We start from the raw sequence: 24818 nt of genomic DNA, 5'->3' as shown, positions 1-24818 counted from the left end.
CCGGGAGCCGGAGGTCCTCCTCCTTGGCGACAGGACAGCGTCCTCCGCGTTTGGGCTTGTGGCTCTTCCTGGCCTTCATCGTCCTCGCCGGCGTCGGCCAGGCCGTCCCGCTCTACACGGACTGGCTCTGGTACGGTGAGGTCGGCTTCACCCAGGTCTTCACGACCGTCCTGACCCTGCGGGGCTGGCTCGTGCTGGGCGCGGGGGGCATCGTCTTCGCCTTCCTCTACGCCAATCTCTGGATGGCCGCGCGCACCGCGGCTCCCGACGTGCTGTGGGAGCTCGACGATCAGCTCGGGCTGCCCGGACGCGCCGTCCTCGAGCCCTTGATCCGGCGCCTGCTCGTGCCCGCGGTGGCCGTCATCGCCCTCCTCTCCGGTATCAGGGCCAGCGCCTCCTGGGACATGCTCCTGCGCTATCTCAATGCCACCCCCTTCGGGGTGGCGGATCCGCTCTTCGGTCGCGACCTGTCCTTCTTCGTCTTCGAGCTGCCCCTCTGGCGCTTCATCTACAGTGGTGCCCTCACCCTCGTCGTCGGCACTCTCGTCCTGAGCATCGCCACCTACGTGCTGCTGCGAAGCCTGGTCCTCACGGCCCAGGGACCCCGGATGGCCGTGGGCGCTCGCACTCACCTCCTGGGCCTGGCCGCGCTGGCTCTTGTTCTCCGATCCGTCGGCTTCTGGCTCGACCGCTACGAGCTTCTCTATTCGCCGCGCGGGGTGGTCTTCGGCGCCTCCTACACCGACGTCCACGCCTCCCTTCCGGCCCTCGGCGCCCTCGCCGCCATCGCGCTCCTGTGCGCGGCGGCCTGCGTGCTCCAGATCGGGCGCGGGGGCTGGGGCTTCCTGGTGGCGGGCCTGGTCGTGCTCGCCGTGGTCTGGGTCGGTGGGCTCGGCATCTACCCAGCCCTCCTCCAGCGCTTGCAGGTGACGCCGAACGAGCTCGAAGCCGAGCGGCCGTACATCAAACACAATATCCGGATGACACGGCAGGCCTACGGTCTCGACGCGATCAAGGAGCAGGATTTTCCCGCCGAGGATCGGCTGACCGCGGCCGCCCTCGACCGCAACAGCCTCACCATCAAGAACATCCGGCTCTGGGACCATCGGCCGCTCCTCACGAGCTTCGCCCAGCTCCAGGAGATCCGGACCTACTACAAGTTCGCCGACGTGGACGTGGACCGCTACACCCTCAACGGCGAGCTCCGGCAGATCATGCTCTCCGCGCGGGAGATGTCCTACGCGCACCTCCCGAGCCGGGTCTGGATCAACGAGCACCTGACCTTCACCCACGGCTTTGGGCTGGTGGCCGGGCCCGTCAACCGCATCACCCCGGAAGGGCTGCCCGATCTCTTCGTGCAGGACATCCCGCCGGTGGTCAAAGGCGGGGTGCCCAAGATCACCCGGCCGGAGATCTACTACGGAGAGCTCAGCAACGAGTATGCGATCGTGCGCACCAAGTCGCAGGAGCTGAACTATCCGTCCGGCGATCAGAACGTGTACACCCGGTACGATGGCCGGGGCGGCATTCCCGTGGGGGGCTTTCTCCGCAAGCTCGCCTTCGCCATCCGCTTCGGCGAGATCAAGATCCTCCTCTCCGACGACATCTCGGCGGAGAGCCGGATCATGCTCTACCGTAGGGTAGGCGAGCGCGTCCGTCAGGTCGCCCCCTTCCTCCGCTTCGATCACGACCCCTACCTCGTCATCACGGACGAGGGGCGTCTCATCTGGATGGTGGACGCCTACACGGTCACGGACCGCTATCCATTCGCGCAGCCCGAAGGCCCCATCAACTACATCCGCAACTCGGTCAAGGCGACCGTGGATGCCTTCGACGGCACCGTGGCGTACTACATCGCGGATGAGAAGGATCCCTTGATCCGCACCTTCGCGCGGGCCTTCCCCGGGCTCTTCAAGCCGCTCGAGCAGATGCCTCAGAATCTTCGCGCCCACATCCGGTACCCGGAGGACCTCTTCCGGATCCAGGCGAAGCTCTATGGCACCTACCACATGCAGGACCCCCAGGTCTTCTACAACAAGGAGGATCTCTGGAGCATCCCGCGCCTGCAGCAGGAAGGGCGCGACCGGGAGATCGAGCCCTACTTCACCATCATGCGGCTGCCCGGGGAGAAGCGGGAGGAGTTCGTCCTGCTTTCCGGCTTCAACCCGGCGCGGCGCGACAACATGATCGCCATCATGGGGGCGCGGATGGACGCGCCGAACTATGGCGGGCTGGTCGTGTACATCTTCCCCAAGCAGAAGCTCGTCTATGGCCCGCGCCAGGTCGACGCGCGGATCAATCAGGATCCCGTCATCTCGCAGCAGATCTCGCTCTGGAACCAGCAGGGCTCGCGCGTGCTGCGAGGCTCACTGCTCGCCATCCCCATTGAGGAATCGCTGATCTACGTTCAGCCCCTCTACCTCTCTGCCGAGCAGGGGGCGCTGCCCGAGCTCCGCCGGGTCATCGTCGCCTTCGGCAATCAGATCGCCATGGAACCCACCCTCGAGCAATCCCTCCAGCGCATCTTCGGCGGGCGGGTGCGTGGCGATGACGCGCCCGCGGCCAAGAGCCCGGACGGCCGGCCGACTCCGGTCGTGTCGGGCGCGCTGGCCGGACTCGTCCAGAGGGCCTGGGAGGCCTGGCAGCGGGGGCAGGAGGCGATCAAGAGGGGCGACTGGTCGGCCTATGGCCAGGCGCAAAAGGAGCTCGAGGCCCTTCTCCGCCAGCTCCGCGACGCTCGGTAGCGGCGGCTGAAAAAGGCCCATCTGCGGGAGTGCGGCGAGCGCCGCGGCGCCCCTCAACGTACGTGGCATTTCGAGCTGAGGGGCGGAGCCACGAGGCGAGGGCTGAGTGAGTGAGAATCACGCCTCGGGGGCCGCGGCGCTCGCCGCCTCGCATCTGGACCCTTTTGAGCCGCCTGAGATGTGCGCTGGAAAACACTTCGGGGGCTAAGTGCGGGCGCGGAGAAACAAGGCCACTCCCACGCCCGCGAAGACGATGTTCGCCGTCCAGGCGCCGAGCAGGGGAGGGAGGAGCTCCGCCTTCGCGAAGGCGATGGCGATGGAGTGGATGACCCAGTAGCTGATGGAGATGAGAATGGCCACGCCGATCCCCACGGCGCGGCCGCCGCTCCGGGGCGAGCTCAGGGCGAACGGGATGGCCACGAGCGCCAGGATCACGTGGATGAGGGGGAACGAGAGCTTGCGGTAGAGATCGACGACATACTTGCCGACGTTGTGCCCCGTCTCCGCGAGCCGCGTGACATAGGTCCGGAGCTCTCTGAAGCTCATGGTCTCGGGCGCCTGCTGGACCTGGATCAGGTCATTGATCTGCTCGGGCATGGTGACGAGGCGCTCGGCAAAGGGGTCGGCGCTCACGTGGTTGCCCGGCCCCACGTGACGAGAGACGCCGTCGGAGAGCACCCATCCCTCCCCCGTCCAGCGCGCCTTGCGCGCGTCCAGCCGATCGGCCAGGCGAAAATCGGAGGTTATTCCCACCACGAGGAGGCCGTCGAGCGAGCGCTCGATCGGGTCCAGCAGCTCCATGCGCATGAAGCGGGTGTCCGACGACCGATACCAGATCTGCGTCTGGCGCTGGAGGTGACGGGGCTGGTTGCCACGGATCTTGATCCGGTCCACCTCTTCCGCCTTGCTGTTGATGACGGGAAGCACCGTCTCCTGGAGCACCACCGAGGTGAGGCTGATGGCGAGAGCGACGAGGAGGACGGGCAGGCTGGCGCGGTAGAGGCTGATCCCCGCCGCCTTCATGGCGTCCAGCTCCCGCGCTTGGGTCAGGGAGAGGAAGAGGAAGACGGTCGAGATCAGCACGATGATGGGCAGTCCATCGTACAGCGAGCCGGGCAGACGGTAGAGCAGGTGCTGGAAGATGTAGAGGAAGGGCGGCTTCACCCGGAGGAACTTGTCGAGGTACTGGAGGAGATCGACCACGAGGATGAGCACGGCGGCCACCGCCACGCCCGTCCCGATGAAGGTCAGATACTCGCGGACGAGATAGCGATCGATGATGTAGGTCGAGGCGCGCGGCCCGCGGGCGCCCGCGGGTTCCCGCCGCGTCCGCTCGACGGGCGGAGGCCGGGGGACCACCCGTCGGACGACGCGCGGGAGGGCGGCGCGGAGCCGTAGCAGGACTCGCGTGAAGGACAGGGGCATACCCGCGGTGGCGCCGTACAGCAGGACGAGGCCCGCGACGCCGAAGATGACATTGGGCAGCCACATGGCCAGGGTCACGGGCAGCCGCCGCCGGAGGGCCAGGCCTTCGAGGAAGGTGTGGATGACGTAGTAGCCGACCACGATGGCCAGGCTCGACCCCATGGCCAGGGTGCGGCCGCCGCGCAAGGTGCGGATGCCCAGGGGAAACCCGACCATGACGAAGATGAGAGCGGCCACGGGCAGGGTGAAGCGCTTCTGGATCTCGACGCGGAAGGGGACCACGATCTGTCCCTGCGGCTCGAGCTCGGCGATGGTGGCGCGCAGCTGCTCGAGAGTCATCTCCTTCTCGGGCTTCTCGATGCGCTGGGCGGCGCTCTGGGGATTCTCGAGCGGGAGGTTGAGGTCGTACAGGCTGAAGGCGGTGAGGCGGAATCGCCTCGCGTCGCTGGCGTCGGTCTCGCTCACCACTCCGTCGATGAAGCGCATGGTCACGCGCCGCCGCTTCGTGTCCGTGAAGAGGCGTCCCTCCTTGGCCACGATGACGCGCGAGAGCTTGGCATCGCGCTCGTCGGAGACGAGGAGGCCACGAAGGGCCATCTGCGAGGCGCTGATGTCCTCCACGTACATGACCATCTGGTTGAACGACGCGGTGAACGTGCGCTCCTTGATGCCCGTGGTGGCCTTGGTCTGGAGGATCTGGAAGAGCTGGTTCTGGAAGGCCCCACTGGCCGCGGGGGCGGCGATCAGGGTGACGAAGGCGACCACCGCGCTGACCACACAGGCCGCGAGCACGAAGGGGCGGAAAAGCCGGAGCGGGCTCACGCCGGAGGCCTTGAAGGCTGCCACTTCCATGTCGGCGGCCATGCGTCCCGACACGAGGAGGACGGCCACGAGGAGGGCCATGGGCAAGGTCAGGCCGAGGAAGGCCGGGAGCATGAACGCGAGCAGACCGAGGACCAGGTGGAAGGGAACGTTCTTGGTGATGACGAGATCGGTCAGGTCGTACACGCGGTCGATGACGAGGAAGAAGGTCAGCACGCAGACGGCGAGCACGAAGGGCGGGCCGAGCTCTCTCAGCAGGTAGCGGTCGACGGTCTTCAGCACCACGCCCATTGTACGATAGGCGCATGCGCGCTCCGGTCCTTCTCGCGCTCGTCTTCTCGCTCCTCTGGTGGCTGCTCTCGACCGGCGCGGCCGGCGCCGCGGAGCCTCGGGACCGTCTGGAACGCTTCCGCGAGCTCGCCTCGCGACGGCTCGCCCTCGTCGAAGAGATAGGCGGGCGGCTCGACGCCGACGTCCAGGACGAGCTCGAGGCTCTCCTCGATGCCGAGGTGCTGGACAACCTGCGCAGCGGCGGTCCTTTCGCTTCGTCCGAGTTCATCCGCGATCGTCTGGAGGCATTCGCCGAGGCCTGGGGTGGCGCCTCGCTCCGGATCGAGCCGGTGGGCGGTAGCTTTCTGGTGGGGCGCTTCCATCTCTCGGCCAAGGGCGTGGGCAATTCGATACGGCTGTATGGCCGGGACGGCGGCACCCCGTCGCTCATCAGGGCGTGGCGCGAGGACGGCGTGCCCGAGGTCTTTCCGTGGCCCCGCCAGGGGGAAAGGGACACGGCCAGCTTCCTCGCCGCGTGGACGGAGGCGCCCACCGGATGGGGAAGCCGTCCCCTGCGGGTCGCTCTGTGGCGTGTCCGCGGCCGTGCCCTTGTGTCGCCGTGGCGGAGCGCGGAGATGTACCCGGACGGGCTCTGGGCTTCCCAGCTCGTGGTCAAGGCGGGAACGGTCTTCGTCCGCTACGAGCTCCGCTATCCGGGCTGGAAACCGGGCTGCGACGTCCAGAGCGAGCAGGAAGACATCTATCGCGCCGAGGCGGCCACGGGCCGCCTCCGGCTCGTGAGCCGCCAGCTCTTCAACGGCTGGCACCGGGAGCTGCAAGTGGCGGTGACGCGCTTCTTCGCCGCGCTGGAGAGACGCGACACGCGCGCCGTCGCCACCCTTGTACCCGACGCGGCCGTGCGCGAGAGGCTGCCCGCGGGCCTCGCGCCCGAGTCGGCGTGCGATGTCCAGAACCCTGATACGCCCAGGACGGCGCAGGTGGCGGCCAGCGCGCCTGGAGACAGTGGACGGCGCGTTCCGTGGACGCTCTGGTGGGGCCGCGGCGCCTCCGGGTGGCGCCTGAGCGGCGTGGCCCCCGTGCTACAATGAGCGATCATCATGGCTGAGATCGCGGACCGCTACGACCCGAGCAACGTCGAGTCACGCTGGTACCGCGAATGGGAAGGGCGCGGATTCTTCGGCGCCGATCCCGCTTCGCCCAAGCCGCCCTACTGCATCGTCATCCCGCCTCCCAACGTCACCGGCTCGCTGCACTGGGGGCACGCCCTCAACAATACCTTGCAAGACATCCTCATCCGCTACAAGCGCATGGATGGCTACAACGCGCTGTGGGTTCCCGGCACCGACCACGCCTCCATCGCCGTCCACGTGATCCTGGAGCGGCAGCTCGCCGCCGAGGGCAAGACCCGTCGCGACATCGGGCGCGAGGCCTTCCTGGAGCGCGCCTGGAAGTGGAAGGAGGAATCCGGCGGGACCATCATCCGCCAGCTCAAGCGCCTGGGCGCCTCCTGCGACTGGTCGCGCGAGCGCTTCACCATGGATCCCGGGCTGTCCCGCGCCGTGCGCGAGACCTTCGTCCGTCTCTATGAGGAAGGCCTCATCTACCAGGACGACTACATCGTCAACTGGTGCCCGAGCTGCCAGACCGTGCTGTCGGATCTCGAGGTCGAGCGCGAGGAGCGCGACACGGACTTCGTGTACATCAAGTACGGCCCCCTCACCCTGGGAACGGTGCGCCCGGAGACGAAGCTGGGCGACACCGCGGTGGCCGTGCACCCCAAGGACAGGCGCTACGCCAAGTACGTGGGCAAGACGCTGGAGGTGCCGTCGGTCGAGGGCACCGTCACCTTGCGCGTGATCGCGGACAGCGCCGTGGATCCGAAGTTCGGCACCGGCGTCATCAAGGTCACCCCCGGCCACGATCCCATCGACTTCGAGATCGGGCGCCGCCACAACCTGCCCACGCGCACGGTCATCGGCTTCGACGGGCGGATGACCGCGGAGGCGGGCAAGTACGCGGAGCTCGATCGCTTCGAGGCCCGCAAGCGCATCGTGGAGGACATGCAGCAGCTCGGGCTCATCGAGCGCATCGAGCCCTACCGCCACGCCGTGGGCCTCTGCTATCGCTCCAAGACGGTGGTGGAGCCGCTCATCTCGCGCCAGTGGTACGTCAACGTCAAGCCCCTGGCCGAGGTCGCCACCAAGGCCGTGCGGGGGCGACGCATCAAGATCCTGCCCCGTCACTGGGTCAAGACCTACTACCACTGGATGGAGAACATCCGGCCCTGGTGCATCTCGCGGCAACTGTGGTGGGGGCATCGGATTCCCGTCTGGTACTGTGACGCGGATGGCAGCGTGCACGTCTCGCGGACCGATCTGACTGAGTGCCCGAAGTGCGGCGGCCCCCTGCGCCAGGATCCCGACGTGCTCGACACCTGGTTCTCGTCGGGGCTCTGGCCGTTCTCCACGCTGGGCTGGCCCGACGACACGCCCGACCTCCGGACCTTCTATCCCACCAGCGTCCTCATCACGGGTCCCGACATTCTCAACATCTGGGTGGCGAAGATGGCCATGCTCGGGCTCCATTTCCTGGACGAGGTGCCGTTTCGCGACGTGTACCTGCACGCCATCGTCCGCGACGCCGAAGGCCAGAAGATGTCGAAGTCCAAGGGCAACGTGGCCGATCCCGTGGTGGTCATGGAAAGGTACGGGACGGATGCCTTCCGCTTCACCCTGGCCGCCCTCGCGGGGCTCGGGAGGGATATCCGGATCAGCGACGAGCGGATCGAGGGCTACCGGAACTTCGCCAACAAGATCTGGAACGCCGCGCGGCTCGTGCTGACCAACCTCGACGGCTTCGACCGAGCGTTGGCGGCCAGGGGCAAGCCGTCCGTGGCGGACCGCTGGATCGGTAGTCGCCTGCACGCGACGACGGCCGCCGTCCGGAAGGCCCTCGATGCCTACCGCTTCAACGACGCGGGTTCTGCGGTGTACCAGTTCCTCTGGCACGAGTTCTGCGACTGGTACCTCGAGATCGCCAAGCGGAGCCTGTACCAGACGGAAGATCCCATCGCGCGGGCGGTGACCCAGCGCACGCTGACCGAGACGCTGGAGACGACGCTGCGGCTGCTCCACCCGTTCATGCCCTTCATCTCGGAAGAGATCTGGCAGCGGCTGCCCCACGAGGGTGAGTCGATCATGCTGGCGCCCTTTCCGAAAGCCGGGCGCAAGGGACGCGATGCGGCGGCCGAGCGCGAGATGGCGCCGGTCATCGCCGTGGTCAGCGCGATCCGGACCGTGCGGAGCGAGAGCCGGATCTCGCCCGCCGCCGAGCTCGAGGTGACCGTGCGGCCGTCGATGAAGGTGACCAAGGCTCTCGAAGCCGCCGCGCCTCTGATCGGCGGCCTGGCGCGAGCGAGGGTGCGGATCGTGCCCGGGGCCGAGCGGCCGCCCCTCTCGGCCCACGTGGTGGACTCCGGAATCGACGTCTTCGTGCATCTCCAGGGCGTGGTCGACGTCACCGCGGAGCGGACCCGCCTCGGCAAGGAGATCGAGAGGGCCCGCAAGGAGATCGCCTTCCTCGAAGGCAAGCTCTCGCGGCCGGACTTCGTGGAGCGCGCGCCCGCCGAGGTGGTGGCCCGCGAGCGCGAGCGCCTCGGCGAGCAGCAGCAGATCGAGGCCAAGCTCACCCAAAGCCTGGCCGGCCTCGCGTGATCCGGGCCGCGTCGGCGAGGCGCCTCGGCCACACCATCCATCGCTTCGCCGCCCTCGATTCCACGCAGGGGGAGGCGGCCCGATGCGCGGCCGCCGGCGCCCGCGAGGGCACCGTGGTCATCGCCGCCCACCAGAGCGCGGGCAGGGGACGCCGCGGACACGTCTGGCTCGACGCGCCGGGCGAGAGTCTCTTGATGTCGGTCGTTCTCCGTCCACCCATCGCGGCCGCCCTCGCGCCCCAGCTCTCGCTCGTCTCGGCTATCGCGGTCGCCGACGCTCTCCGTGAAGTTCCCGGAGTCCAGGCGGAGATCCGCTGGCCCAACGACGTGCTGCTGGACGGCCGGAAGGTCTCGGGCATCCTGGCCGAGGCCTCGACCGACCCGTCGGGTCGCCTCGCGCACGTCATCCTGGGCATTGGCGTCAATGTCAACCAGCTCGTCTTTCCGGACGAATTGGCCGAGCGCGCGACGTCGCTGCGGCTCGCCACCGAGCGTCCCCACGAGGTGGCGGCGGTGCTGGGCGCGCTGCTGGAGGCGCTCCAGGAGCGCTATGCCCGCTTTCTCGAGGGAGGCCTGAGCGTGCTCCGGCCAGCGTGGCTCGAGCGCGCCTGGAGCATAGGCCGCCGCGCCCAGGCCGCCGATGGGCGCGAGGGCCTGGCCGTGGACCTGGCCGCCGACGGGGCCCTCGTGCTCCGGATGGACGACGGCAGGAAGCTGCGGATCGTTGCCGGTGAAGTCGCCGCGGAGGCTGACCGTGCTCCTGCTCATTGAGGTCGGCAATACCAATACCAAGATCGGCGTCTGCCAGGACTCCCGCCTCCTCGTGTCCTGGCGCCTGACCACGCGCCGGGAGCAGACGGCCGACGAGTACGGCGTGTTCATCCGGACCCTCCTGGCCACGCGAGGCATCGCGCAGCAGGAGATCCGGGGCGTGGCCATCTCCAACGTGGTGCCCACCGTGCAGCAGACGCTCGAAGCCATGGTCGAGGCGTATTTCGGCGGCAACCCGTTCACCGTCGAGCCCGGCATGAGCGATGTACCGCTCCTCGTGGACGCGCCGCAAGAAGTCGGGGCCGACCGGCTCTGCGACATCGTGGGCGGCGTGACGCTCTACGGCGCGCCGTTGATCATCGTGAATTTCGGGACGGCGACCACCTTCGATTGCGTCAACGGTCGGGGAGAGTTCATCGGGGGCGCCATCGCCCCGGGACTGGTCACGGCCTCCGAGGCGCTGATCTCGCGCGCGGCGCGACTCTACCGGGTCGAGCTGCTCAAGCCGAAGGAGGCCATAGGCCGGAACACGGCGACCAATATCCAGTCGGGGCTGACCTACGGCTGGGCCGGCCTCGTCGATGGCCTCGTCGAGCGCATGCGGAGCGAGATGGGGTCGCCCGTGAAGGTCGTGGCGACGGGCGGCCTCGCCGAGCAGATGCGCGGAGTGGCGCGGAGCATCGACGCGGTCAATCCCGATCTCACCCTCGAGGGCTTGCGCGTGCTGTGGGAGCGCGCCCACCCCGCGGAGGGGCCGCGCGAAGGCCGTCAGGGTTGACTCTCCGCGCGCCCCCTCGTATACTCTCCCCCTAAATACGGTAGGGCGCGGCCGGTGGTTCTCTATATACGGGGCCTGGTGGGGGGGCGGTGACCCGTCCGGGCCTGGAGAGGACGATCAACCCTATGGGCATGTGGGTGGGGCGCGGGCGCAAGGCTCGGGCGGCGTACGGCTTTGACGACATCGCGCTGGTCCCCGGGTCGCTCACCATCAATCCCAGCGAGGTCGACATCTCGTGGGAGCTCTGCGGCCGCCGCTTCCAGATTCCCATCATGGCCGCGGCCATGGACGGCGTGGTCAGCCCCAAGCTGGCCATCGAGATGGGACGGCTGGGCGGGCTCGCCGTGCTCAACCTCGAGGGCATCTTCTCGCGCTACGAGAATCCTGCCGAGGTGCTCGACCGGATCACCTCGGCGAGCCTCGAAGAAGCGACCAAGATCATCCAGGGCATCTACGGCGAGCCCATCAAGGAAGAGCTGATCCACAAGCGCGTGTCGGAGATCAAGAAGGGCGGCGGTCCCGTGGTCGTCTCCTCCATCCCGCAGCGCGCCGAGCGCTTCGCCAAGATCGCCGAGGAGGCCGGCGCCGATTTCTTCGTCGTCCAGTCCACGGTCACCACGGCCCGCCACATCGCCACCGAGTACAAGCCCATGGATCTCCGCCAGCTCAAGAAGCACCTGTCCATCCCCCTCATCGTCGGCAACGTGGTGACGTACGAAGCCTGTCTCGAGCTCATGGATTGTGGCGTGGACGCCCTCCTGATCGGGGTGGGGCCGGGCGCCGCCTGCACGAGCCGTGAGGTGCTGGGACTCGGCGTGCCGCAGGTGACGGCGACGGCGGACTCCGCGGCGGCGCGCGACTTCTACTACAAGCGCACGGGCCGCTACGTCCCCATCGTCACGGACGGCGGCATGACGAGCGGCGGTGACATTTGCAAGGCGCTCGCCTCGGGGGCGGACGCTGTCATGATCGGCTCAGCCTTCGCGCGCGCCCAGGAGGCGCCCGGCCGGGGCTATCACTGGGGCATGGCCACGCCGCATTCGAACCTTCCGCGGGGGACGCGCATCCGCGTGGGTGTGGCGGGCCCCCTCGAGCAAATCCTCTTTGGCCCCGCCTTCACCGAGGACGGCACCCTCAACCTCGTGGGGGCCATCCGCACCTGCATGGGCTCCGTGGGCGCCATGAGCATCAGAGAGCTCCAGCAGACCGAGCTCATCATCGCGCCGTCCATCAAGACCGAAGGCAAGGTGTTCCAGCGGGCCCAGAAGCTGGGCACGCCCAGATAGCGGAGCGGTTGCTGCGCCGGCGCCGCCCGGAAAGCCATGGCGGGATGGGGCCGATGATGCGCTCGGCAGAACTTGCCCGGAGTCTCGATGGATAAGATCTGCGTTCTCGATTTCGGCGCGCAGTATAGCCAGCTGATCGCCCGCCGCGTCCGCGAGCTGTCCGTCTACTCCGAGATCGTTCCCTGCACGGAACCCGTGGAAAAGCTCCTGGCCGGAGGCTACAAGGGCATCATCCTGTCGGGCGGTCCGTCTAGCGTCTACGATGACGGCGCGCCGCTGCCCGACCCGCGGCTCTTCGAGGCGGGCATCCCCGTGCTCGGCATCTGCTACGGCATGCAGGCCATGGGCTATCTGCTGGGCGGGAAGGTCGTGCCCGCGGAAAGGCGCGAGTACGGTCCCGCCGAGCTTGCTCTCGAAGCGCCCGGGGAATTGCTCGAGGGGGTGACGCCTTCACCGAGCGGGCGACTCACCGTGTGGATGAGCCATGGCGACACCGTGATGAGCCCGCCGTCGGGATTCGCTCGGCTCGCCTCCACGGAGAACTGTCCGGTGGCCGCCATGGCCGATTCCCGGCGCCGGCTCTACGCCGTCCAGTTCCACCCCGAGGTCGCCCATACGCAGCAGGGCAAGACGATCCTGAGGAATTTCCTGACCGCCTGCGGCGCCACGGGTGATTGGTCCATGGCCTCCTTCATCGACACCGAGGTCTCGGCCATCCGCGAGACGGTGGGACGAGATCGTGTGCTCTGCGCCCTCTCGGGTGGCGTCGACTCTTCGGTGGTCGCCGTGCTCATCCACAAGGCCATCGGCGACCAGCTGACGTGCCTCTTCGTGGACAATGGGCTCCTGCGACAGGGCGAGGCGGAGGCCGTCGTCGCGACCTTCAGGGATACCTTCAAGATCAAGCTCATCCATGTTGACGCAAGTAAGCGTTTTCTCGACCGTTTGAGAGATGTGACAGATCCGGAGACCAAGCGCAAGCGGATCGGCAATGAGTTCGTCGCCGTCTTCGAGGAAGAAGCGCGCAAGCTCGGTCACATTCCCTGGCTCGCCCAGGGCACCCTCTATCCGGACGTGATCGAATCCGTCTCCTTCAAGGGCCCGTCGGCGACCATCAAGACGCATCACAACGTGGGCGGGCTGCCCCCCGACATGACGTTCAAGCTGCTCGAGCCGCTCCGCGAGCTCTTCAAGGATGAAGTCCGCGAAGTCGGCGCGCTGCTCGGGCTGCCGGGCGAGATCATCTGGCGCCAGCCTTTCCCGGGCCCGGGGCTGGCCATCCGCGTCCTGGGCGAGGTGAGCGAAGAGCGGCTGGCCGTCTTGCGGGAAGCCGACGCGGTGGTCCAGGAGGAAGTGCGCCGGGCCGGGCTCGAGCACGAAGTCTGGCAGGCCTTCGCCGTCTTGCTACCGGTACGGACGGTGGGCGTCATGGGCGATTTTCGCACCTATGCGGATGTGGTCGCCCTCCGAGCCGTCACGAGTCAGGACGCCATGACCGCGGACTGGGCCCGGCTGCCCTATGATCTTCTCGCGCGGATCTCCTCGCGCATCATCAATGAGGTCAAGGGCGTCAACCGCGTGGTCTACGACATCTCCTCCAAGCCTCCCAGCACCATCGAATGGGAGTAGACGGCCCGGTCCGGGAGGGTGGCGCCCCGCGCGCCGACTTCGTCCACCTCCACGTCCACTCGGAGTACAGCCTGCTGGACGGCGCCGCCCAGCTCGAGAAGATCGAGCGCGCTCCGGGGCAGGGCAAGAAAGAGGTGGACGTGGGGCTCATCGCCCGCGCCGCCCAGCTCGGCTTCCCGGCCCTCGCCCTCACGGATCACGGCAACCTCTTCGGCGCTATCGACTTCTACGCAGCCTGTCAGCAGGCCGGGATCACGCCCATCATCGGATGCGAGCTCTATGTCGCCCCGGGCAGCCGCTTCGAGCGCTCGCCCCAGGACGGCGGCTACGAGGGCGCCAGCCACGCCACCATCCTCGTCCGCAACGAGACGGGCTACCGCAACCTGATCAAGCTCGTCTCGAAGGCGTATCTGGAGGGCTTCTACTACAAGCCGCGCGTCGATCACGAGCTGCTGGCCCAGCATGCCGATGGGCTCCTCGTCCTCTCGGGCTGCCTCAACTCGGAGGTGAGCAAGCTGCTCTCGGCCGGGGAGGAGGCCAAGGCCCTGGAGACGGCGGGCTGGTACCAGGAGGTCTTCGGCAAGGACTGCTACTTCATGGAAGTCCAGTCCCACGGGATCGATCTCCAGGCCCGAGTGACCGAGGCCACCGTGCGGCTGGCCCGGCAGATCGGGGCGCCGCTCTGCGGCACCAATGACTCGCACTACGTCGAAGCCGGACACGCGCGGGCCCACGAGACGCTCCTGTGCATCCAGACGGGCGCCACCATGAGCGACCCGAACCGGTGGCGGTTCTCGACGGAGGAGTTCTACCTCAAGTCGGCCGACGAGATGCGCGCCGTCTTCAAGGATCTGCCCGAGGCATACCGCAATACCTTGGCCGTGGCCGAGCGCTGCAAGCTCCAGCTGGGCTTCGGACAGTTCCACCTGCCGAACTACGACGTCCCCGCCGGCCACACCCTCGACTCCTACCTCGAGCACCTCGCCACGGAGGGCCTGGCCCGGCGCTACGGCAGCTCGCCCCCGGACGCCGTGGTCGAGCGCCTCCGCTACGAGCTCTCCGTCGTCTCGAAGATGGGCTTCTCCGGCTACTTCCTCGTGGTCTGGGATTTCATCGCCTACGCGCGCGGGAAGGGGATCGCGGTGGGACCCGGCCGGGGCTCCTCGGCGGGGTCCCTCGTCGCCTACTGTCTCGGCATCACCAATGTCGATCCGGTTCGCTACGGGCTCCTCTTCGAGCGCTTCCTGAATCCCGAGCGCATCTCGATGCCCGACATGGACATCGACTTCGCCGACGACCGGCGTGACGAGGTCATCCGCTACGTCGTGGATCGCTACGGCGCGGACCGCGTGGCCCACATCATCACCTTCGGGACCATGGGGGCCAAGGCGGTCATCCGCGACGTCGCGCGGGTGATGGGCCTGTCGTTCGGCGAGGCGGATCGGATCGCCAAGCTCGTCCCCGTCTTCCCCCTCAACATCACCCTCGACGAAGCGCTCGAGAAGGCGCCGGCCCTGGCCGAGCAGGTGAAGCGGGACAGCCGGATCGGGGAGCTCTGGGCGGTGGCCCGGACGCTCGAGGGCTGCACCCGCCACGCATCCGTGCACGCCTCGGCCGTGGTCATCTCCGACGTGCCGCTCATGGACCGCGTGCCGCTCTACAAGGATCCCAAGCGGCCCGAGCTCATCACGGGCTACGCCATGGGGCCCATCGAGAAGCTGGGCCTGCTCAAGATGGACTTCCTGGGGCTGCGCACCTTGACGGTCATCGCCGATGCCGCGCGCCTGGTCTCGGAGTCCACGGGCATCGCCCTCGACCCCGAGGCGCTGCCCCTCGACGACGCCAAGACCTATCAGCTGCTCTCCGAGGCCAAGACCTTCGGGGTCTTCCAGCTGGAGTCGGCGGGCATGAGAGACGCCCTCAAAGCCCTCAATCCTACCCGCATCGAGGACATCATCGCCATGGTGTCGCTGTACCGGCCGGGCCCCATGGAGCTGATCCCGGACTTCATCAATCGCAAGCACGGCCGGGCCCCCAGCACCTACGAGCATCCCCTCATGGAGAAGTACCTCCAGGAGACCTACGGGATCATGGTCTACCAGGAGCAGGTGATGGGGCTCGCGGCCGAGCTCGCCGGCTTCACCCTGGGCGAGGCCGACACCCTGCGCAAGGCCATGGGCAAGAAGGACCGCGAGCTCATGGCCGCCCAGAAGGCGAAATTCCTCGTGGGGTGCCGCGCCAACGACATCGACGGCCGCAAGGCCGAGCGCATCTGGGACCTCATCGAGAAATTCGCGGGCTATGGGTTCAACAAATGCTTGACAGGGGATTCACAGATCGAGATGGCCGACGGGACCCGGAAGCCGATCACCGAGGTGCGGCGTGGGGATCTTGTCCTGACCAAGGACGGCCCTTTCCCTGCTCTTGCGGTCCGACCGAGCGGAGTGAGAACCGTCGGTCGGCTTCGACTGAGAAACGGGATGCAGCTCCGGTGCACTCCCGACCACCCCGTCTTCACCCAGCGAGGTTGGGTCAACGCCGAAGAGCTCACCGTCGACGATTTCGTGGCGGTCGTGCGCGAGCTCCCGACGGGGAGCATGACGGTGCCAGAGAGTCACGCGGCGCTGCTCGGCTACGCTCTCTCGGAAGGATCCCTGGGCTATCCGGGACACTTCTACCTGTTTTCCAGCGCGGTCGATGAGATCGAGGACATGGCACGGGTGCTCGCAGCTTTTCCGAATACCGTTGCCCGCGTCGAGCATCGGAGAACGGGCAAGGCCTCGTCTGTCCGGCCCGTTCGCGCTGATCGTGAAATGCCGCCGGGGGCGGTAACCTTCCTTTTCGACGAGTGCGGGCTCCAAAGGCTAGGGGCCCTCGAGAAGCGAGTCCCGGCCCTCGTGGACCGCTGGGACCAGCGAAGCCTGGCCGTGCTGGTGGCCAAACTCTTCCAGGGTGATGGGTGCATCCACGAGAAGACGCGGTCGATCTTCTACGCCACCTCTTCCCAAGGGCTGGCCGAAGACGTCAGGCGTTTGCTGCTCAAGCTTGGACTCTCCGCCACCATCCACACGAAGAGCTTCTCCTACCGTGGCGGCCGGCGTCAGGGCTTCACGGTCAACCTCCTCGGCGGCCGCGCCATGTTCGCTCGATTCAGAACCGCGGTCGGCGCCCATCTGCTCGTGCAGAAACGCCAGGCGCTCGAAAGGCTCGCCGATTCGTCCGAGGGTTGGCCCAGGCTCCTCGCGCGAGGAACCGTGGATGTGGTGCCCAAAGAGATATATCTCGAGCCGCTTCGCGAGGCGGTCCTCAAGGCCTTCCCGAGTCTGCGCGCCGGGTATCGCGCCCTCGGGATCTCGGGGGGCCTGCTCTTCGCAGATAGGCGCAAGCGAGGCATCCGAAGGGACACGCTCGCCTTCCTCGCTCAACGGTTAGACTCACCGGCCCTCGCCGCCCTGACGGAAACGCCCACCGCTTGGTCACGCGCGCGAAGCTTCAGCCTCGAGGGTGAAGAGGCGACGTACGACTTCGAAGTCCCTGGAGCTGCGAGCTTTCTCGCCAATGGTATGGCCGTTCACAATTCGCACGGCGCGTGCTACGGCCTCGTCGCCTACCAGACCGCGTACCTCAAGGCGAACCATCCTGTCGAGTTCATGGCCGCTCTGCTCACGTCGGAGATGGAGAAGACGGACAAGATCGTCCAGTACATGGAGGAATGCCGCAGCATGGGGCTCCGGGTGGAGCCGCCCGCCGTCGGCGTCTCGGGCGCGCGCTTCACCGTGCTCGGCGACACCATTCACTTCGGCCTGGCCGCCATCAAGAACGTGGGGACCACGGCCATCGAGTCGATCACCAAGGCGCGCGAGGCGGGAGCTTTCGCGGGCCTGGCCGATTTCTGCGGCCGCGTCGATCTTCGGCTCGTCAATCGACGCGTCGTGGAGAGCCTGATCAAGGCGGGCGCCTTCGACTCGCTGGGGGACACGCGCGCCGGACTTCTGTCGGGGCTGGACCAGGCCATGGAGGCGGGGCAGCGTAGCCAGCGCGATCGGGAGGAGGGGCAGGGCTCCCTCTTCGAGTCTCTCACCTCGCCGCGCACGGACGCCTCGGCGCCGGTGCCGCGACCCGATTCGCAGGTGGCGGAGTGGCCGCGCGAGGAGCTCCTGGCCTACGAGAAGGATGTGCTCGGCTTCTATCTATCAGGGCACCCGCTCGACGAGTTTCGCGAGGTGGCGGGGCGTCTCGGGGCCGTCTCGGCCGCCGAGCTGGCCACCTTGCCCGTTGCCTCGCGTGTGCTCCTCCTCGGACTGGTGAGCGCGCTCCAGGAGAATTCCACCAAGAGCGGCAATCGCATGGCCTTCGCCACGCTCGAGCTGGTGGACGGCTCGGTGCCGCTCACGATCTTTCCCGAGCCGTATCGGGCGTGTGCGGTGGCCCTCCGTGACCGCGGACCCGTGCTCGTACGCGGTCGCATCGACGACAGCGACAAGGGTCGCGTCGTCCTCACCGAGGAGGTCAAGCCGCTGGACGAGCCGACCGTCGCCCAGGTCCGCGCGGGCGGGGAGCGGGCCGCCGGACCCGGAAACGGCGCGGCCAGCCTCGAGAGCGCGCAGACGTGCCGGATCAGAGTGCGGGCGGGGGTGGCGGAGGCGCCGGCCCTCCTGGCCTCCGTGCGCGGGATCTGCGAAGCCCATCCCGGGCCGACGCCGCTCTTCGTCCACGTCCTCCTGGACGAGCAGGAGGTCGTGGTCCGGGCCAAGGGGCTATCCGTGCTGGCCGACGAGGCGCTGCTGGGGAAAGTCGAAGGCGTGCTTGGCCCCGGCAGTATACTCGTCGAGTATGCGGGACGAGCTTGAGTTCGAGCGGCCACTCCTGGAGCTCGAGAACCGGATCGCGGAGCTTCGCGCGTCGGAGAACCCGCAGGGCGCCCGCGACGAGATCCATCGTCTCGAGGAGCGCCTCCGGCGCCTCCAGCAGAAGGTCTATGGCTCCCTGACGCCCTGGCAGCGCACGCAGCTCGCCCGTCACCCGAAGCGTCCGCACACCCTCGACTTCTTCCGTCTCCTCCTCGACGACTTCATCGAGCTCCACGGCGATCGCGTCTTCGGCGACGACAAGGCCATCGTGGGCGGGCTCGCCCGCTTCGAGGGTCAGCCCGTGGTGGTGCTCGGTCACCAGAAGGGGCGTGACACGCGGGAGAACATCGCGCGGAACTTCGGCATGCCGCACCCGGAGGGCTATCGCAAGGCCCTGCGGCTGATGGAGCTGGGGGCGAAGTTCGGCAAGCCCATCCTGACCTTCATCGATACGCCCGGCGCCTATCCGGGCCTGGGCGCCGAGGAGCGCGGCCAGGCCGAAGCCATCGCGCGCAATCTCCGCGAGATGGCTGGATTCGGGACGCCCATTGTCTGCGTGGTCACCGGCGAGGGCGGAAGCGGGGGGGCCCTCGCCATCGGCGTGGGCAATCGGGTGCTCATGCTGGAGTACGGGGTCTACTCGGTCATCTCGCCCGAAGGCTGCGCGGCCATCCTCTGGGGCGAGGCCACGAAAGCGCCGGAGGCCGCCGAGCTCATGCGCATCACGGCGCCGGAGCTCAAGAGCCTGGGCGTCATCGACGGTGTCGTGCCGGAGCCGGTGGGGGGCGCGCATCGGAACTGGGAGGAGACCGCGGCCAATCTGCGCTCTGCGCTCCGCGACTCCCTCTGGGAGCTCCGCTCGCTCTCTCCGAGCGAGCTCGTCTCCCAGCGGGCCGACAAATTCCGCCGGATCGGCGTGTTCGAAGAATCGGTCTGAGCCTCGCCGGTTTGACAGGCCCAGGTGCGAATGCTAACGTAAGTGTCGGTCTTTTATGCCAAAACTTCATTTGATCACCTACGGCTGTCAGATGAACGAGTACGACTCCGAGCGCGTCGCGGGTCTGCTGCGAGATGAGCGTTACGAGCTGACCGAGCGAGCCGAGGATGCCGATCTGATCCTGCTCAACACCTGCGCCATCCGCGAGAAGTGCGAGGACAAGGTCTTCTCGCGCCTGGGCGAGCTCAAGCACCTGAAGCGCGAGCGGCCCCATGTCATGATCGGGGTCATGGGCTGCATGGCCCAGCTCTGGCAGGGGAGGATCCAGGAGCGCGCGCCCTCGGTGGATCTGGTCTTCGGCTCGGCCGCGGTCTCGCGCGTGGGAGAGTTGGTGGCGCGCGCCCGCGCGACGGGCGCGCCCGTCCTGGAGACGGGCGAGGCGCCGCTCGTCAAGATCACCGCGCGGTCCGCCGGTCCGGGGCAGCTCAAGGCCTTCGTCACCGTGATGGAGGGCTGCGAGAAAGGGTGCACGTTCTGCGTGGTGCCGGTGACGCGGGGACGCGAGCGGAGCCATTCGCCCGCCTCCATCGTCGCCGAGGTCCGGGAGCTGGCCGCCGCGGGCGTACGCGAAGTGACACTGCTGGGGCAGACCGTCAATGCCTATGGACGCGACCTGACCCCCGCCACGGATCTGGCCGAGCTTCTCGAGCTCGTCAACGAGGTCGAGGGAATCGAGCGCATCCGCTTCACGACCTCCAACCCGTACAACCTGACCCCGCGCCTCATCCGCGCCATCCAGGATGTGCCCAAGGTGGTCGAGTACCTGCACCTGCCGCTCCAGTCCGGCTCGGACCGCGTGCTCGACCGCATGCACCGCGGGTACACGCGAGCCCGCTACCTCGAGCTGATCGCGGAGCTCGAGGACACCGTACCGGGCATCGCCCTCTCCACCGACCTCATCGTGGGATTCCCGGGAGAGGAGGAGGCGGACTTCGAGCAGACGGTCGGGATGGTCGAACGCATCCGCTACGACAATGCCTTCATCTTCCGCTACTCCCGCCGGCCGGGGACTCCGGCCGCCACCATGCCTGATCAAGTTTCCGAGGAGATCAAGGCGAGGCGGAACAGCCGTCTCCTGGAGGTGGCCACGCGCGTGGGCGCCGCCCGGAGCCGGGCCCTCGAGGGCCGGGTCCTGCCCATCCTCGTCGACGGTGTCTCGCGGAAGAATCCCCAGGAGGCCACGGGGCGCACGCGCTGCAACCGAGTCGTGAACTTCGACGCCCACGGCCGCCGTCTCCTCGGCGAGGTCGTGCCGGTGCTGATCACCCAGGCGCTGCCCCACAGTCTGCGCGGCGAACTCGCCGGCGCGGGTGCCGAGGGGCGCGTGCTGGCCACCGCCGCGGTGTAGCCGCGGCGCAGGGGGGACGGCATGTTTCTCGAAATGAAAGTGAAGCAGCTCGCCCTCGATCCCCTGTCGAACATGCCCATCATCATCCTGCGCGACGAGGAGGAGAAGCGCTCGCTGCCCATCTGGGTCGGCCTCTTCGAGGCCAACGCCATCGCCCTCGAGCTCGAGAAGATCACCACGGCGCGCCCCATGACCCATGATCTGATCAAGAACATCCTCGAGTCGCTCGACGCCCGGGTGGTCAAGGTCGTGGTCAACGACCTTCGCGAGAACACGTTCTACGCCGTCATCCACCTCCAGCTCGGCTCGGCCGAGATCACCGTCGACTCGCGTCCCTCCGACGCCATCGCCCTCGCCCTGCGCGTGGGCGCGTCGATCTTCGTGGACGAGGAGGTCGTGGTCAAAGCCAAGAGCGTCGAGGTGACCAAAGAGCGGGACCTCGGCAAGGGGCTCGCCGAGGACCAGGCGACCATCAAGACCTGGCTCGATTCGATCAAGCCCGGCGACTTCGGCAAGATCGAGCGCGGAAAAGAGCCCGGCGCTCAGGATGAATAACGGATGCGCGTCGGTCTCTTCACCAACAACTACCTTCCCTTCCGCGGCGGCGTCACCACCGCGGTAGAGACCCTGCGCGAGGGCCTCGACGCCCTCGGCCATCGGGCCTGGGTCTTCGCGCCCGCGCCTGCCCGGCCGCTTCCCGAGCCGGCCTTCGTCTTTCGCTACCCATCGGTGCCGGCGCCGACCTATCCTGGCTTCGCCCTGCCCCTGCCGCTCTCGCCGCGCCTCGCGCGCACGGCGCGCGAGCTCGGGCTCGAGATCTTCCACGCCCAGCACCCCTTTCTCCTGGGCCCGGCCGCCCGGCGACTGGCTTCAAGAGCCGGGCGGCCCATCGTGTTCACCTACCACACGCGCTATGAGAAGTACGCGCACTACGTGCCGCTACCCGAGAGGCTCGTGGCCGCCCTGGCCGTCCGGCTCTCGTGCCGGTTCGCGGACGCGACGGATCTGGTGGTGGCGCCCTCGGCCAGCATCGGGCAGGTGCTCGTGTCGAGAGGGGTGCGGGCCCCGGTGGTCGTGGTGCCCACGGGAGTGGACCTCGACCGCTTTCGCCCCGGAGAGCGAGAGGCGGCGCGGCGGCGCCTTGGCCTTCCCCCCGACGCGCCCATCTGTCTCTACGTCGGGCGGCTCGACCGCGAGAAGAGCGTGGAGCGGATCATCGAGGCCTTCGGCTCCATCGCGGAGGCGGTCTCGGGAGCGCGACTGATCTTGGTGGGTCAGGGGAGCCATGTCGGGCCGCTCGAGCGACGGGCGGCGGGCAGCCCCGCGCACGAGCGCATCCACTTCCTGGGCGGTGTCCCGCGCGAGGAGCTTCCCCCCTATTACCAGGCGGCCGATCTCTTCCTCTTCGCCTCCGAGACCGAGACGCAGGGCCTCGTCCTCGCCGAGGCGCATGCCTGCGGGCTGCCCGCGGTGGCCGTCAGGGCCTCGGGAGTCGACGAGGTGATCCGGGACGGGGAGACGGGACTCCTGACCAAAGGCGACGCCGCGGATCTGGCCGACGCCGCCATCGGCCTCCTTCTCGATCCGGCGCGGCGCGAGAGCATGTCGCGGTCGGCGCGGGCCTGCGCGGAGACCGAGTTCTCCGCCGTCCGGCAGGTCGCCGCCATGGCCGGCCACTATCTAAGCGTGCTGGGGAGCCGGCTGAGCCGGCTGGAGAACCGGCGAACGCCCCTCGAGCGTCGGCGGTGAGCCCGGCGGCGACCACGCAGACCCTCCAGGCTTCTTTCCAGCCCGACTGGCATCCTGGACCGGGCGATCCCGGTCGCCGAGGCTTCCTCTCCCCGGATCCCCGCGTGCGGACCCTCCTGCGTGTGCTGATCTCGTACCCCGAGGTACGCCACGTGCTACCCGACCGCGTGAGCCTGGACGCGGGTGCGGACGTGCGGCTCATCGAGAGCATCATGCGCTTCGTGGCGCGTCAGGGGTGGCTGGTGACGCGCGTGACGCTCGGCTAACCTCGCCATGATCTGGAATCGGGCGGCGGAAACCATGTCGCGCGCGGCCCTCCGCGAGCTCCAGCTCGAGCGGGTGCGCCACGCCACGGCCTGGGCGAGCGAGCGCGTGCCGTTCTATCACGAAGCCTTCGCGGCGGCCGCCGTGGATCCCGCCACCATCAAGAGCCTCGACGATCTGGCGCGACTGCCCTTCACGCGAAAGAGCCATCTCCGCGACCAGTACCCCTGGGGCCTCTTCGCCGTCCCGCGCGAGGCCCTCATCCGCGTGCACGCCTCCTCGGGCACCAAGGGCAAGCCCACCGTGGTCGGCTATACGCGGCGCGACCTCGAGACGTGGCGCGAGGTCATGGCGCGCTCGCTGGCCCTGGCCGGCGCCGAGCCCGGGCACCTGATTCAGATTGCCTACGGCTACGGCCTCTTCACGGGGGGCCTGGGCGTTCACGACGGCGCCGAGCACATGGGCATGACGGTGGTGCCCGTCTCCTCCGGCAACACCCTCCGGCAAATCCTGCTCCTCCAGGATTTCTCCCCGCAGGGTCTGGCCTGCACACCTTCGTTCGCCCTCCACATCGGTGAGACCATGAGGGAGCAGGGACTCGACCCCCGCGCGGTGGGGGTGAGGTACGGCATCTTCGGCGCCGAGCCGTGGACCGAGGCGATGCGGCAGCAACTCGAGGCGCTCTGGGGGCTCTGCGCGGTGGACTGCTATGGGCTGAGCGAGATCATCGGCCCGGGGGTGGCCATGGAATGCGCGGAGGCGCGCGACGGGCTTCACCTCAACGAAGATCACTTTCTGCCCGAGATCATCGACCCCGTCTCGGGCGAGCCGCGGCCCGAGGGTGCCGAGGGCGAGCTGGTTCTGACGTGTCTCACCAAGGAAGCGCTGCCCATGATCCGCTACCGGACGGGCGACCTGACCAGCCTCGATGCCACGCCCTGTCGATGCGGGCGGACCACGGCGCGGATCGCGCGGATCAAGGGCCGGGTGGACGACATGCTCGTGATCAAAGGCGTCAACGTCTATCCCTCCCAGCTCGAGGCGGCCTTGTTGACGCTGGACGAGCTGGCGCCGCATTATCAGCTGGTGGTGGACCGCACGGCCGGCTTTCCCACCCTCGAGGTGCACGTGGAGCCCGCCGAGGCCCGCGTGCGTGCCTGGGGCGGCTTCGACCCATCGCGGCCCGAGGTGCAGAGGCTGTCCGCGCGGGTAGGGGAGAGGCTCCGGGGCCATCTGGGGCTCAATCTGGCCGTGGTCATCGTACCGCCCAAGACCATTCCTCGCAGCGAGGGCAAGGCGGTGCGCGTGGTGGAAAGGAGATGACATGAGCGGGCGCGTGACGGAGGCGGAGCTCCTGGCCCGGATCGAGCGCGGCGAGCGCATCGAGGCGGCCGAAGAGATGACGGAGGAGTACCAGAAGAACCTGATCCACCTCATGACCATGCAGGCTGACTCGGAGCTGTCCGGCGGCTACGGCTATGTCCCGTGGATCATGAAGGCCCCTGACGTGGAGGAGAAGCACGTGGTCGCGCAGATCGTCAAGGACGAGCATCGCCACGCCGCCGTGATGTACGGGCTGCTCGGCGATCTGGGGGTGGACGTGCAGGCCCACGTCAAGGCTCACGACGAGGCCCTGGCCATGCGGATCGACGATTCGGCCGATATCGGGACGACCCGGATCACCGACGACAAGCGCGTCAACATCTTCTACTACCCCATCGATACCTGGGCCGATTTCACCTTCTTCAATTTCTGCATGGACCGCGGGGCGGGGCACCAGCTCGAAGACGTGCGGCACTGCTCCTACGGGCCCTGGGTGCGGGCCATCGAGGGCATCTTCAAGGAGGAGAAGTTCCACATTCGCCACGGGGAGTTCTGGGTCAAGAAGCTCGCCGAGGACCCCTCGACCCGCGACGAGGCGCAGAAGACGTTCGAGAAGTGGTACATCCGCACCATGAACATCTTCGGCCGCCCGCGCACGGCCAAGAACGCCGTGTATCGCAAGTACCGCCTCAAGGTCCGGGACAACGACGAGGTGCGCCAGGCCTTCGCGGCCGAGGTCAAGGACAAGGCCGAGGCGGTGGGACTCCACCCGCCCGAGTGGAAGCCGGTCTGGGACAAGCTGCCCGAAGAGGGGCAGATCCCGGGGTAG

Annotated in this window: 16 protein-coding genes; 15 read left to right on the top strand and 1 reads right to left on the bottom strand. The window is 68.0% G+C overall.

Annotated elements, in window-relative coordinates:
- The first annotated feature begins 50 nt into the window (after positions 1-50).
- Entirely contained in the window at positions 51-2744 is a 2694-nt protein-coding gene (locus VGT00_10525; protein ID HEV8531840.1) for a UPF0182 family protein, read from the top strand.
- A 204-nt stretch (positions 2745-2948) separates the two neighbouring features.
- On the opposite strand, the gene lptG is transcribed toward VGT00_10525, so the two are convergent.
- A complete protein-coding gene (gene lptG, locus VGT00_10520; protein ID HEV8531839.1) occupies positions 2949-5273 on the bottom strand; it encodes an LPS export ABC transporter permease LptG in 2325 nt (774 codons plus the stop codon).
- 23 nt (positions 5274-5296) lie between these two features.
- On the opposite strand from lptG, the gene VGT00_10515 reads away from it, so the two are divergent.
- The 14 genes from VGT00_10515 to VGT00_10450 all read left to right on the top strand — a co-directional run bounded on the left by VGT00_10515 (position 5297) and on the right by VGT00_10450 (position 24818).
- A complete protein-coding gene (locus VGT00_10515) occupies positions 5297-6370 on the top strand; it encodes a hypothetical protein (protein HEV8531838.1) in 1074 nt (357 codons plus the stop codon).
- A gap of 3 nt (positions 6371-6373) precedes the next feature.
- Complete coding sequence (locus tag VGT00_10510) at positions 6374-8995, top strand: valine--tRNA ligase (GenBank protein ID HEV8531837.1); 2622 nt, start codon at positions 6374-6376, stop codon at positions 8993-8995.
- On the top strand, positions 8992-9765 hold the full coding sequence (locus VGT00_10505; GenBank protein HEV8531836.1) for a biotin--[acetyl-CoA-carboxylase] ligase: 774 nt from the start codon (positions 8992-8994) through the stop codon (positions 9763-9765). Before VGT00_10510 ends, VGT00_10505 begins: the two co-directional genes overlap by 4 nt.
- The gene (locus tag VGT00_10500) at positions 9749-10543 is read left to right on the top strand and encodes a type III pantothenate kinase (GenBank protein ID HEV8531835.1); all 795 of its coding nucleotides are present in this window, start codon (positions 9749-9751) and stop codon (positions 10541-10543) included. Before VGT00_10505 ends, VGT00_10500 begins: the two co-directional genes overlap by 17 nt.
- Positions 10544-10668: 125 nt before the next feature.
- Positions 10669-11829, top strand: a complete 1161-nt coding sequence (locus tag VGT00_10495) for a GuaB3 family IMP dehydrogenase-related protein (protein ID HEV8531834.1) — start codon at positions 10669-10671, stop codon at positions 11827-11829.
- 87 nt (positions 11830-11916) lie between these two features.
- Positions 11917-13458: a glutamine-hydrolyzing GMP synthase gene (gene guaA / locus VGT00_10490; GenBank protein HEV8531833.1), complete on the top strand. Its 1542-nt coding sequence runs from the start codon at positions 11917-11919 to the stop codon at positions 13456-13458.
- Positions 13449-18308: a DNA polymerase III subunit alpha gene (dnaE, locus tag VGT00_10485; protein HEV8531832.1), complete on the top strand. Its 4860-nt coding sequence runs from the start codon at positions 13449-13451 to the stop codon at positions 18306-18308. The genes guaA and dnaE overlap by 10 nt, the downstream gene beginning before the upstream one ends.
- Positions 18292-19245 carry an acetyl-CoA carboxylase carboxyltransferase subunit alpha gene (locus tag VGT00_10480; protein HEV8531831.1) on the top strand — a complete coding sequence of 318 codons (954 nt, stop codon included), beginning with the start codon at positions 18292-18294 and terminating at the stop codon, positions 19243-19245. Before dnaE ends, VGT00_10480 begins: the two co-directional genes overlap by 17 nt.
- Positions 19246-19300: 55 nt before the next feature.
- Positions 19301-20653, top strand: coding sequence for a tRNA (N6-isopentenyl adenosine(37)-C2)-methylthiotransferase MiaB (gene miaB / locus VGT00_10475; protein ID HEV8531830.1), 1353 nt, complete (start codon positions 19301-19303; stop codon positions 20651-20653).
- A gap of 21 nt (positions 20654-20674) precedes the next feature.
- On the top strand, positions 20675-21208 hold the full coding sequence (locus VGT00_10470) for a bifunctional nuclease family protein (protein HEV8531829.1): 534 nt from the start codon (positions 20675-20677) through the stop codon (positions 21206-21208).
- 3 nt (positions 21209-21211) lie between these two features.
- Complete coding sequence (locus VGT00_10465) at positions 21212-22402, top strand: glycosyltransferase (protein HEV8531828.1); 1191 nt, start codon at positions 21212-21214, stop codon at positions 22400-22402.
- A complete protein-coding gene (locus tag VGT00_10460; protein ID HEV8531827.1) occupies positions 22399-22668 on the top strand; it encodes a hypothetical protein in 270 nt (89 codons plus the stop codon). The genes VGT00_10465 and VGT00_10460 overlap by 4 nt, the downstream gene beginning before the upstream one ends.
- A gap of 7 nt (positions 22669-22675) precedes the next feature.
- Positions 22676-23989: a phenylacetate--CoA ligase gene (locus tag VGT00_10455; GenBank protein HEV8531826.1), complete on the top strand. Its 1314-nt coding sequence runs from the start codon at positions 22676-22678 to the stop codon at positions 23987-23989.
- 1 nt (position 23990) lies between these two features.
- Positions 23991-24818 (top strand): Phenylacetic acid catabolic protein, encoded by an 828-nt coding sequence (locus VGT00_10450; protein ID HEV8531825.1) that lies wholly within the window; start codon positions 23991-23993, stop codon positions 24816-24818.

The organism is Candidatus Methylomirabilota bacterium (assembly GCA_036002485.1).
Lineage (GTDB): Bacteria > Methylomirabilota > Methylomirabilia > Rokubacteriales > CSP1-6 > AR37.
The sequence above is the reverse complement of the archived record's forward strand: the minus strand, read 5'-3'. Positions and strand labels throughout refer to the sequence as shown.

Coding starts and splice junctions, on each gene's coding strand:
- VGT00_10515 (HEV8531838.1), top strand. CDS start 5,297: ATGCGCGCTCCGGTCCTTCTCGCGCTCGTCTTCTCGCTCCTCTGGTGG.
- VGT00_10495 (HEV8531834.1), top strand. CDS start 10,669: ATGGGCATGTGGGTGGGGCGCGGGCGCAAGGCTCGGGCGGCGTACGGC.
- guaA (HEV8531833.1), top strand. CDS start 11,917: ATGGATAAGATCTGCGTTCTCGATTTCGGCGCGCAGTATAGCCAGCTG.
- dnaE (HEV8531832.1), top strand. CDS start 13,449: ATGGGAGTAGACGGCCCGGTCCGGGAGGGTGGCGCCCCGCGCGCCGAC.
- VGT00_10480 (HEV8531831.1), top strand. CDS start 18,292: ATGCGGGACGAGCTTGAGTTCGAGCGGCCACTCCTGGAGCTCGAGAAC.
- miaB (HEV8531830.1), top strand. CDS start 19,301: ATGCCAAAACTTCATTTGATCACCTACGGCTGTCAGATGAACGAGTAC.
- VGT00_10470 (HEV8531829.1), top strand. CDS start 20,675: ATGTTTCTCGAAATGAAAGTGAAGCAGCTCGCCCTCGATCCCCTGTCG.
- VGT00_10465 (HEV8531828.1), top strand. CDS start 21,212: ATGCGCGTCGGTCTCTTCACCAACAACTACCTTCCCTTCCGCGGCGGC.
- VGT00_10455 (HEV8531826.1), top strand. CDS start 22,676: ATGATCTGGAATCGGGCGGCGGAAACCATGTCGCGCGCGGCCCTCCGC.
- VGT00_10450 (HEV8531825.1), top strand. CDS start 23,991: ATGAGCGGGCGCGTGACGGAGGCGGAGCTCCTGGCCCGGATCGAGCGC.